This window comes from Bacteroides sp. RTP21281st1_H5_RTP21281_210402 (assembly GCF_040918965.1).
Classification (GTDB): Bacteria; Bacteroidota; Bacteroidia; order Bacteroidales; family Bacteroidaceae; genus Bacteroides; species Bacteroides congonensis.
In genome coordinates, this window is the sequence record NZ_JBCOWR010000001.1 from 520,261 (window position 1) to 532,528 (window position 12,268).

Annotated in this window: 6 protein-coding genes; all 6 read right to left on the reverse strand. The window is 42.6% G+C overall.

The genetic code is table 11. The features are described from left to right. Nucleotides 1-457: 457 nt before the first annotated feature. Nucleotides 458-3,922: a family 78 glycoside hydrolase catalytic domain gene (locus AB5443_RS02125; protein ID WP_277131001.1), complete on the reverse strand. Its 3,465-nt coding sequence runs from the start codon at nt 3,920-3,922 to the stop codon at nt 458-460. 303 nt (nt 3,923-4,225) lie between these two features. Continuing rightward, nucleotides 4,226-5,635 carry a glycosyl hydrolase family 28 protein gene (locus AB5443_RS02130; RefSeq protein WP_195406881.1) on the reverse strand — a complete coding sequence of 470 codons (1,410 nt, stop codon included), beginning with the start codon at nt 5,633-5,635 and terminating at the stop codon, nt 4,226-4,228. Nucleotides 5,636-5,768: 133 nt separating this feature from the next. Continuing rightward, a complete protein-coding gene (locus AB5443_RS02135; protein WP_022136978.1) occupies nt 5,769-7,070 on the reverse strand; it encodes an alginate lyase family protein in 1,302 nt (433 codons plus the stop codon). Between the two features lie 68 nt (nt 7,071-7,138). After that, nucleotides 7,139-9,205, reverse strand: a complete 2,067-nt coding sequence (locus AB5443_RS02140; protein WP_277131004.1) for an IPT/TIG domain-containing protein — start codon at nt 9,203-9,205, stop codon at nt 7,139-7,141. A gap of 40 nt (nt 9,206-9,245) precedes the next feature. Beyond that, nucleotides 9,246-10,439: an IPT/TIG domain-containing protein gene (locus AB5443_RS02145; RefSeq protein WP_368119584.1), complete on the reverse strand. Its 1,194-nt coding sequence runs from the start codon at nt 10,437-10,439 to the stop codon at nt 9,246-9,248. 36 nt (nt 10,440-10,475) lie between these two features. Further along, complete coding sequence (locus AB5443_RS02150) at nt 10,476-12,263, reverse strand: RagB/SusD family nutrient uptake outer membrane protein (protein ID WP_277131006.1); 1,788 nt, start codon at nt 12,261-12,263, stop codon at nt 10,476-10,478. Between the last annotated feature and the right edge of the window lie 5 nt (nt 12,264-12,268).

The following is a 12,268-nucleotide window of genomic DNA, read 5'->3' on the forward strand; positions in this document are numbered from 1 at the left end:
AGAACGTATTTATATAGGTTCAGCCACGCCTTTACAATAGGTTAACTCTTCATTCTATTGCAACGAAACCCTATTTTTCAAGAATGTTTCCAATTGTCCTGCGTAATAAAAGGGTATATTATATAACGTATATTTTTGCCATCAGGTAGTTTGATTACATCCGAGCATAAAATTCCATTCCACAGACGCAAAGCCACAGTCTCTTTCGAGTCATTCATAAACTGATGCAAAGAGCGTAATTTTGAATTATCCCCGGTCTTGACTTCTATCGGCAATAAATGAGAGTTAAACCTATAAACAAAATCAACCTCCGCTTGCGAATTACGTGCATCCCGTACCCAAAACATTCTTTTCTCTCCAAAAGTTACAGTGGCTCCCAGTAATTCCTGCTCCACTACTTGTTCTGCATATCACCGTTCCATAACTCATCTGCATCAGGGGTAAAAAGTAATTTATCCTACTTGCCAATCTCAAAAGAATAACTACCTGACGAAAGTTCCAATATCACCTTTCCATCCTTCATGTCGACATACTCCACTCCTTTGCTCTTCTTTAAAGATTTATTCCCTTCGGTTATCTTCTTTACTGAAACAGCCGGCAGATATAACCGAGCAGTCGTATTGGCAGGAACTGTAAATTGGTAGGTAACTACATCGTTTTCCTTTTTCCAACTGCTTTCAATACGCCCATACATCGAATCATAATATCCCTTTGCGTAAGTCATGCCACCAGTCGTATCTACTTCCGGCCTCAACACAAAATGCTTGAATCCGGGGGAGTTTTCATCCCGCTCTATTCCTAGAGAACGGTTGTACATCCATGCACCGACTGCCCCAAAAGAATAATGGTTGAAGGAGTTCATGCGGTTATTTCCTCCGAATCCATCTTCGTGGGTATAGGAGTTCAATCTTTCCCATATCGTGGTAGCTCCCTGCTCTACCGAATACAGCCAGGAAGGATAACTGGTTTGCTGTAACAGCCTGTATGCCAGATCACTGTAGCCATTGTCCGACAATGCTTTGCTAATCCAAGCAGTTCCGATAAAACCAGTCATGAGTGAATAAGAAGGAATTGTTTCTATCAAATTATGAATGAACTGCGGCTTGTTATCTTCCTCAACAATACCAAAGACCAATGGAAGTACATAGGATGTTTGTGTATCCACCAATGTCCCTTGCTTTTCAGGAATAAAAGCGGAAAAGACTGTTTTGCAGGTACCGGGTTGTATATAGGTTTTGTTGAAGAAAGCTTTTCTAACAGCATGAAGTTTCTGAAACCATTCAGCGTCAGCGGTTTTGCCCAAGACAGTTGCAATCTTATTCATCAGTTCCAAATCATAGAGGAAGTAAGCTTCCCATAAGAGTGACTTATCATTCTTTGAGTCCTCAAGCCCCAACCAGTCACCTAAATCTCCCCATGCCCTGTATTGGACAAGCAAATTCGTCTTCGGGTCGATTGTTTCATTAAGGATGTAGGAAATATACCGTTTCATTGAGTCATAATGCTCATTCAACAGTGTTTTGTCTCCATATTGTTGGTAACATTCCCAAGGTACCGTGATTCCGGCGCTTCCCCACAGAACTCCGCCAAATCCACCACCCAAAGGGGCGATGTCAGGAAAACGTCCGTCCTTGCGCTGCACATCTCGCATAGATCGAAGATATCTTCTCAGAAATTGCGAGACATCTGCCAAATAGGTAGCAGTTCGGGAAAAGACGGAAATATCCCCTGTCCAACCCAAACGTTCATTCCTCTGCGGGCAATCCGTAGGGACAGACATGAAATTGGCATACGAAGACCATGTAATATTTTCCCAAAGTTTGTTTACTTTCGCATTGGATGTCTCATAATGAGAAGAAAGCTCGTGAATGGAACTAAGTACTATACCTTTCACCGCATCCACAGGCAATGCTTTTTCAATACCGGTAATTTCTACAAAGCGATAACCGTGATAGGTAAACCGGGGAAGGATTGTTTCTTCACCACCTTTCGTTATATAAATATCCTGTGCCATAGCTGCACGGATATTCTCAAGCATTATCATGCCGATATTACTTTCATACTCCGGAAGATTGGGATATTTCACTTCCGCAAAACGCAAATTTATCTTCGTTCCGGGCTTCATTCCGGACAGGTTGATTTTTGGCACACCTGCCATATTCTGTCCCATATCATAAACAAATACACCCGGACGGACTTCTTCCACAGACAGAGCAGTCAATTCTTTTATAGCCTTCACCGTCTGACCAAACTGCCCAACAAGTTCAAAATCAGAGTAATCATCCACTTTCGGTTTATTCGGATTTCCTTCCGTACTAATATGACCGTCCAAAGTAACTTCACAGGCCGGATGCCAACCGGATGCATTATAGGCGGGGGTACTCCATCCCTCTATTTCCACCTCTCTCGAAGCATCGTATACTTCCCCTTGAAAGAAGCTGCCATAAAGCACAGGCCCTCTGTTGAAACATTGCCAGGTGGATGGGTCGGAAACAATCACTTTTTCTTGTCCGTCCACATAAGTGATAACTAATTTTGCCAGGATAGACTGGCAGTCGCCGAAGAAATTCCAATTATCCCCTGTAAAAGTCGCTCCACCACTCCACCAACCTTCGGACAATATAGCGCCGAGAGCGTTCTTTCCGGAATGAATATGCTCTGTGACATCAAACGTCTGATACAAATGAGTCTTATTATATTGGGTAAGTCCGGGATTAAAGTAATCATCCCCTATCCGTCTGCCATTCAGATAAATTTCATAGATGCCACGTGATGTTACATATAAACGCGCCTTAGTTATTTTTGCATCTGAAGCGGCAAAGACCGTCCTGAGCATAGGAGCCGAATGACCTTTTGGCGTAAATGTTTTAAGAGTACCGGAAGCACCACCTTCTATCCGGTAATCTTCAACCTGCACTGCCGCTATCACATTCGAGGGACTTCTGAAATTCGCAATTTCTACCTTTGAAAAGGAAGCGGATTGACCGGCAGAGACAGAATAACCTATATCTCCGACCACCGGAAAAGCGATAAAATCACCACCCCGCCCTAACGGATTCAGGTTGAGCGAGCCTATTTCCTTGTCGATATTATCTATATAAAAACGTGTAAAACCTAATTCTGAAGTAAGGCTTATATGATGACGTTCGTATTTGTTGTCCTCATTGATGATTGTCAGAGGAACAGCGAAACTTTTATAAGGAACCTCTTTTTTATCATTCGGGTGATATCCAGTCCTATATACATTCAGTACGGCTTCCTTACCGGAAAGCAAAGGAGCAATATCCAACTCTATCTTTATATACGATTCGTCTTTATTATTCTCCAAGTGATAAAGATTCCTATTTTGCCCCATCAGACGCTCGTCATTGGCTCCATAGATGAATCCGGCACGGGTACTTCTTGAAATCTTGTCCAACTGCAATGAAAAGTTCAACTTGAAAACGGGAAGATAATGGGAGTATAACATCCTGTCATCCTCTCCCCCTCCAATCCATTTGGCGTCGCTCCATCCCTGATAAGTACGGTCGGTACTCATCAGTCCGGTTTCGAACCAGGAAGAAGCGGAAGTTTCCTCATTTTTGTTGTTCCATACGCGAACTGTCCATAAATAGCGTGTAGTTGCTTTCAAGGGAAGTCCGGCATATTCGATATTCAATGATTTATCGTCGGCAATCTTTCGGGAATCCCATACTTGTGTACCAGCTTCATCAGTCACTATTATCTGGCGGGCTGTTTGTGTCAATCCCCTTTCATCTGTAAGCGCTTCCATCTGCCAACTGAAACGGGGTTTCTCCACATCAATCCCTAGCGGGGTTGTCGCATATTCCACTTGCAGTTTTTTCAGTCGGAAAGCTATATCGGCTACTCCCGGCAGGTTGTTTATCAGTATAAGGAATAAAAGGCAAATGTATTTCTTCATTGTTTCAACAATACGTTTGTAATCATATAATCTATCTTGTACAGTAATAAACTAATCGTAGTTTTTCTAAAACTTAATTGCTAACATGCAATGATTTAATACCCGTAACACATAACTTTATTCGTCTGACAGTTGTCGAACTTTCGTCTGACAATTGTTATTCTTTCGTCTGACAACTGTCAGACGAAAAAGAAACGGTTGTCAGACGAATAAAGTCATGTATCATTAGCCATAAATCCATTAAACACTAAAAATAAATCTGCACAAACTCGAAATTAGTTCATAAGCATGAGAAACAAAATATTACTTGATACTCACTTTATCTACAAACCCTTTCATATTGACGTTCAAATCTTCCAGTGAAGTCACCCGTTTACCGTTCAAGACTATATTCTCGAACAGGATATTCCCGATTCTGCGGTTCTTATCATACCCTTCTATCAGCGAAGGATTGACATACTTGGCTGTACAAGAGATGTTGCGGAACACGATATTCTTTATACCCCGGCCCGGCCCTGTGTTATACTTCTGATTATACATCACACGGAGATGGAACAACTGCCCTTCCTGAATATTTTCCACACGAATGTCTTCAAAAGTAATATTTCGCGCAAGGTTATGGTCACCTACGTTGATAGCCATACATCCCTGATAATCACGGTCGTCCTCATCATGTTCCAGTATATCAATGTTCTTGAACAATATGTCTTCCAGAACTTCATCCCCGGTTTTCGTATTGCCATGCGTACCTATGTTGATAGGATGTGCGATGTCCGCCCAAAGGGTGGAATTCAGTACACGGATATTACGGCAATCCCCGTAATAATTCCAACGGTGGGTATAGAGAGCTATGCAATCATCCGAATTGCGCAGAAAGACATCATCAATCGTCACATCCGAGCAAGACATAAAATCCAGTCCGTCACTCCATCCCTGATAGCTGAATGATTTCAGGTTTCGGATGGTGATGCCGGTAGATTGCCCGCCGGAAACGGTGTAGTGGCGCGAGTTGACAACGGTAATCCCGTCAATCAGCACATTCTTGGAATAGGCTACGGATATTCCCTGCTGCGGTTCGAGCAACATGCCATGCCCCAAGATTTTCACATTCTCCACACTGTCACAATTAAGGCAGCCTTTCAATACTGCTCCACCTTCCAGATAAACTGTCGTATTGGAAGGAATACGGAAGCACTTTCCTGCCACATCGGTAGGTTCATGGATGCCGGACTCGAAGTACATCACATTCGGGTCATTCTTGTCGGGCACATTCTTAATAATCGGATTGGCAAATACGTGCAGATTATTCAAACGGTCGCCGTTGAATTCGACAGAGAGTTTTTGCGGTTTATCCAGTGTAAACAAAAGAAAGTTCCCGTCTATCTCCGGTTGAATGCCTTTGGAAAGGGGACGCACTACGGCAGAACGGATGTCTCCGTTATTCTTTTGCACCAGCACTTCCACTTTACCGGAGAAATCAAACTGTACCATGGTCGCATCGGACTTGGTATCCATATCCACCTTTACGTTATATTCGAAAAGGTCAACCCAATCTTTTTCACCTGCCTGCCGTACTTTTACTGTGTAATCATCGTTGTGACGGGCATAGTAAATGCCCATCGGTACGGGATAGGTGATGATTTCCGCCTGCACACAGTTCCATCCGAAAAGCGCAGAAAGAGAAATCAATGCCATTCTTCTTAATTTATTCATACCTATTTTTTATCTGCTGATATATGACAACGAAGCATGCCGGTAAACCATCCGGGCTGAAGCACCGGCAATACTTCCATTGTCTTTCATCAGTATAATTCGAACAAATCTTTCTTTTTACTCAAATGCAGTTTTACCGGGTATACATCAATGTGCCGAATCCCAGTACATCAAAACCACCGGAAGTCTCGCCATAATTTCCACCTCCGCCTTCTATGCCACGGGTTTCCACAGCATTTTTCGTATACTTAATTTGCTCATCCTTGATGCTCCCCTGTGCTTTATAATGATAATAAGGAAGTGCCCAAATAGGTCGGTCGTTGCCACGCCCGTTTTCTCCCAATGCAGACTGAACAACGGGCGATATCCCTCCCCAAGCATTATGTTGTTGCCATGTATATGTAGTGTAAGGAACAGGATCACTTGTATAATTATAACATGCCGCATACTCGCAAGCTTTAAGGAAAAGGTTTTGCTTGTAAGCGAAGAAGTCATCTCCTTGATTCCATGCTAACTGACAAATAACGCCAATCAGTCCTACGCACATTAATGTATGTCCCTGGTCACGTCCACTTTCCTGAAGTTGAGCAAAATTAGCATATTGTCCGGTAAATGCATGATAAATAGCACGTGTCAGACGTCCATTTGTCACTCCTGTCTGAAAATGCTCGATAGCTTCATTGTATATATCACGACGGTCGGCAAGAATACCGATTGCCATAGTAGAAGCAATATTACAAAGTCCCCAATTCGCCCAATAGTGCAAATGGTTAGTACCATGATGGCGTACTAGAAAGTCTTTATTGGCAGGATAAAACACGGTCAACATCCAATCCACATAATCTTGACGATCTTGTGAATCCCACCCGATATAATCATAAAGAAGTTCTCCGGCAATAGCAAATTCATGCCCGTAAATACCGGATGCCAACGATACATTCGAGTTGCCCCCCAATCCTTTACAAACATCTGCCCATTGGTTCAGAATAGAGACTGCTTTATCAGCATAACGGTCGTCCTGTTCTATTTTCCAACGCAAACCCATCTGGTAAGCTGCTGCTGCACCACGAGCCGCATTCATATAATTCTCCGCTCCTTCGCCACGAATTATAATTTCTGTAGGCCAGGTTGTCCAATCAAGCTGGGCATACTTGCTGCTTTTCAACTGCTCGTAAGCTTCCGCCCAGGGCGACTCACCTGCTTTCACTTTTTCTCTCACAAAATCAAAATCTGCATCCGTGTGCAAACCGCCTATATGTTCCATTGATACACTCGCATCTTTCGATTCTACTTGTACCAAATCCAACTGATCCTCCGGCAGAGGAATCATATTCAAATCTTTCTCTACGTTGACATCCGGTAGGTCGATGCCATCACCGCATCCTGCGAAAGATAAAGCAACGAATGCTGCGGCTAAATAATATATTTTCTTCATGATACTTCACTTAAATTATTTATTGTAATGCCACCGTCAAAAGGCAGCATTACATTTCTTTAAATTTCTTATTTCAGACGAATCTCTATAGAGGATAATTTCAAACAATGAGCTTTTTGATTAAATTGCACCACAAATCCCATAGTCACTTGACCATCTATTTCTACATCATTCATTATCAACTGCTGATTATTATAATTTCCTGTGGCAATATTGACACCTGCAAGTATATTATCTACGGTACCTTCCCACTGATAACGATCCGGATTTATGTCCGGTAATGTGGTATCATCTCCTTTTTGCACAAAGAACCCTGCCTGATGCCTGCCGCCTTCCATAACATTCACCTCTGTTAGATTCAAAACGACATCATAAACCCCTGCCGGAAGTTCAATGGTCTGCCACATCTTACCATTTTGTTTATGTGGTAACTTATCCCAACTATTCTGTATAACCAATAATCCGGGGTCATCACCGGAACTTAAATACAGACCTTCATGAGGGTCTTTTCCCTCTCCCAAATGTTGAAAACCATTATTTCCACCTCCATAATTAAATTTCCATCCTACAGGTGTATAATGCCCCTTACCACTAAATTCTTCCACCGCCTTAAATGGTTGTTTCCCATTAGTCAGCACATACTCTGAAATATCACTACCAGTTTTCAGCATATTCAGTTTATCCGTACTGACAACATCTGCATCAACACCTTCAAAATGTAACGTAATCACGCCTTCACCCACACTGCAATCTTCTGAAACAGTTGCTGTTATTTGAGTGTTACTTTCAACAGTCACAGTCAACGGTTGCCCATTAAACATAGCCGATGTCACCCTGCTGTTCTGGAAGCCCGTTCCTGTAACAGTAATAATATCACCTTGCTCAACCGCAGCCCGACTAAATCTATTATCAGTAATAACGGAAGTAATTACAGGAGATGTCAACAATTCAAAAGTTTTCCAATCACCCATAGGTATTTCAACGCCATACATAAAGAGAGAAAGTTCTTTTTCTCCAAAATCTGTCATTGCAGGAACTTTAACCACAATCTCAGTCTTATCCCCTTCCAACGTCACTTCCGTGGCAGGCGTATCACCAAACTTAACTTCGATATCCTTCACGTCATTCACAAAATTCTTTCCAGTAATAGTCATTGTACTACCCACATATCCTCTTAATGGAGTAACCTCCATCACCTCCGGCATTGGAAGCACTGTATATGCCAATGTGGACTCAATGGTTTCAAACGGAGTAATAACAGTGACAACATAATCTCCGGCAATCAACGTTTCAGGAACAGTTACTGTAATGCTCTTATCAGTTAGTTTATCCACATCAATTACAGCTTGCACCGGGTCTCCTCCCGCCTTAGCAGTAAAAGTAACTCTCAATGGCTGCAACCCTTCAACAGGTTTCAATAATTCCTGAGCAAGATTGGTTCCGGTGATAGTAAATGTACTTCCTGCATATCCCGAAGGAACCGGTTCATCCTGTTTCGGCAAATCAAGAGTAGCATGCTTTAACACCGTAAACGGATACGATGCCAAATCGACTGCTTGATTGGAAATTTTCAAAGTCATAATTCCGCTTTCAGCAGACTCGGGCAGTTTTACTTGAAAACGTTCATCAGTAGGAGTACCTATTATCTCCGCTTTGTCCGTACAACCAACGAAAAGCAAAGTATATAAAGTCTTGGAGACTCCCAAATCATGTCCCTCAAAAACAATATCCGTACCGGGAAATCCGAAAGAAGGTTTCACAGCACTGATACCCGGTTTCCCTAATACGCTGTATGACAAGTCGGTTTCTACCCTTTGACCAAACACTTCAACTGTTATTTTTCCGTCCGTAGCAGATACAGGAACTTTTGCAACAATAGCTTTGTCTTCACAAGAAATAACAGAAGCTTCTTGAGAGCCGATATACACTTTCACGTCATCCGTACGGACTCCAAAATCTTCACCACTAATCGTAAATTCAGTATCGACATATCCTCGAACAGGAGATATGCCTGTTACTATAGCACATGGATTCTCGTAAGTCATCTGAACGATTTCTTCATTGTCCTCATCACATGCCGCTACCGCAAACAAAGAGAGGAAAACCGGAAACAGATAATTATATATTTTCTTCATAATCTATGTTATTTATTCCTTTTTGACCATTTATTTATCATTACTGAAGAATCAGTTTCACACTCGTCACATTGAAATAAGTATCGTTCGTCCCCACTGTAACAAGGAAACCGACCACCATATCTTTTGCTTCGTCCACAGTCAGTTCCACAGTAAGCTTCCCTGACGTCAATACCTGATTCTTTCCATCCAGATATGACCAGTCATCGAACACCGTATATGCTCCTCCTCTCTCTGTGACAGTAGCAATATCCGCCAAATCGGGAATAGCACTTTCATCCGTTCCCGGCACAATCATAGCGACAAGAGAATTACCCCCATCATTAGGGAACCAAGACGTATCATAGGTAATCTCCATATTATATGTACCTTTCAAGAAACTGGCACCCTGCCATATCTTACCGTTGGTCATGGCATTTTTACCCCATCCTCTTTGGAAGCAAAGGAAAGTCAAATTTCCATTCTTAACATATTGTCTGCATCCATGCGGATTCATGGACGCCGCATTCTGATTCCAATACATAGGTTTGCTCCAGTCGCCCGGGTTATCTTCCTCGCTGGCAAAAGGTTGCTGATAATTCTTCAGATAAAGTACCGTCACATCTCCCTTCGAATTCGGATTAAACATAGCCCCTCCTGTCATGGCATATCCATGAACGGTTACAATCACATTACCTGTCACGTAACCTTCAGGAGCAGTTGCGATGATTGTCTTTTCATCTACCAATTCAAAAACTGCCGGTGTGCCATTGAAATCGACAGAAATATCGGAAGCATCCGTACCAAAATTCTCGCCGGATATGGTAACCTTGTCACCCGTATCTGCCACATTATATCCAAAATCGCTATTGGAAAGCGTTGTGATGACACGGGGCGTCGGCAACACTGTATAATGACCTATATTTTCTACTTTCTTATTATAAATCTGCAAAGACAAATCACCGGTGTTAGCTGTTTCGGGCACTTCCACCACAATACGGTTGTTCTTGCAATCAACAACTTTCTTTGACTGGATATCGCCAAAGAAAACCTTTACAGCTTCCGCACGGTCGCCAAAGTTAGTTCCCGTGATAACGACCTGCGTAGTTACAAATCCGTCCGTAGGATATACGTTCTCCACTACCGGAACCGGATAATCATAAACTGTGAACTTGGGGTCTTGCTCGCAAGCAGCCATAAGAGCCACAGATGCAAGCACCGCCAAACGGAATGTATATTTAGACAATAGTTTCATAAGTTCTGTATAGTAATACATTGAATGATAAATTAATTAATATCCCGGATTTTGCTTCAGGTTCCTGTTGAGATTAATCTGATCCCTGGGAATTGCCCATAGATAGTCGTTCTTTCCAAAATCACAATCAGTCGCCCTATGAAGTACCACACAAGGTAAATCACCGGCTCCCGTCGTTACAACCTCTGTTCCTCTTGTAAATACGCCGGGAGTATATTCACTGGTAGCGTTACCTTCCTCATCTATAAATGCTGTCGGGTAATCTGCACTTCCCACTACAGCTCCGCAACGCGACTGGTTAAGCGCTTCTTCCGCAATTCCCCAACGTTTCAAGTCGTCAAACCGATGTCCTTCCATAAAAAGTTCCACAGCACGTTCACGACGGATTTCATCAAGCAGCACCTGGTCTTTTGTTTTCTCCGTATTTGTTTTCTGCCGGATCTGTTCCGCCAATGCATTGGTCAGATTGGCTACTCCCGCACGGGCACGAATTTTATTGACCGAATTATTCAACTGCTGATCTTCAATCTTCCCGTAACGCTCCATAACAGCTTCCGCATAATTCAAATATACTTCTGCCAAACGAAGTACCGGATAGTTGGGAGACTCATCCTTGGCATTCCGGTTGATGGTTATGGCAAATTTACAAACCCCATATCCGCAATTCTCCACTTTCAGGCTGGAAGCGTAAGTATTGACATAGCAGGCCATACGATAATCCCTGTTTTTAAATTCATCACCAGGATTGTGATACCCTTCGAATTGGTTCGATACGCCGACAGGCAATCCGTCGTTGCACAGGAACATATCCATCAATTTCCGGCTCGGGCGTATATCGGAATAAATAATGCGGTTCAAGTCAATTTGCCCTTTGCGAGTATCCTGGCTATAAATAGAGGCAATAATAAATTCTTTATTCGTATCTCTCCCTGCACCTACCGGATTACTACCCGGTTCTTCGATGTTAAACAGATAACGGTTGCTCTGATTCTTCATTTCAGGAATACTATTGTAATTCCATAACGAATAAGCGGGGTCATTCATCACCGTCTGGGACAATTGGATGGATTCTTCCAGAAAAGCATTTACTTGATCGGATGAAGGACCTGCGGAACCCTCGAAATCAGTAGACGTTCCATTATATTTACGCCATGTCGCCTCATAAAGCAAGACACGAGCCTTGAAAGCCTGCGCAGCCTGTCTGCTTATCTTTCCTTTATCGGCAGCGGCAATATTCTGTTCTGTGGGCAATCCGTCAATAGCCTCCTGCAAATCAGAAAGAATCAAATCTACGACTTCATAACGGCTCCGACGTTCACCGTATAATTCTGGTGACTCTACATCAAGCACTTTTGTTACAATAGGTACACCACCAAAGAATTTCAACAAATAGAAATAGTTGTAAGCGCGGAAGAAATGTCCCTCTGCCAGTTCACCCTTGATATCTGCCAAATCACCTGTATAGGAAGAAGCTGCCCTTTCAAACATGTGATTCGTAGCCCGGATATTCGCATAACAATTGCCCCACCGGCCATCAGAATCAGGGATTCCCATCACACCGGTACCCACACCTGACGAATATTTCATGCAGGTAGCAAGGTCAGATGACATATCCATATGATCCCATATACTTCCATATGCAGACTGCCATCCCAACAACTGCCCATAAAGCCCGTTGGCATATTCGCGAAAATGCTCCGGTGTCTTAAAATAAATCAAATCGGTCTTGGCATCCAACGGTTTCAAATCAAGAAAAGTATCAGCACAGGAAGAAAATCCCAAAATACAAGCACCGGCCAATATGTAAGTCTTTATATTTTTCATATTAT

Coding starts and splice junctions, on each gene's coding strand:
- AB5443_RS02150 (WP_277131006.1), bottom strand. CDS start 12,263: ATGAAAAATATAAAGACTTACATATTGGCCGGTGCTTGTATTTTGGGA.
- AB5443_RS02135 (WP_022136978.1), bottom strand. CDS start 7,070: ATGAAGAAAATATATTATTTAGCCGCAGCATTCGTTGCTTTATCTTTC.
- AB5443_RS02130 (WP_195406881.1), bottom strand. CDS start 5,635: ATGAATAAATTAAGAAGAATGGCATTGATTTCTCTTTCTGCGCTTTTC.
- AB5443_RS02145 (WP_368119584.1), bottom strand. CDS start 10,439: ATGAAACTATTGTCTAAATATACATTCCGTTTGGCGGTGCTTGCATCT.
- AB5443_RS02125 (WP_277131001.1), bottom strand. CDS start 3,922: ATGAAGAAATACATTTGCCTTTTATTCCTTATACTGATAAACAACCTG.
- AB5443_RS02140 (WP_277131004.1), bottom strand. CDS start 9,205: ATGAAGAAAATATATAATTATCTGTTTCCGGTTTTCCTCTCTTTGTTT.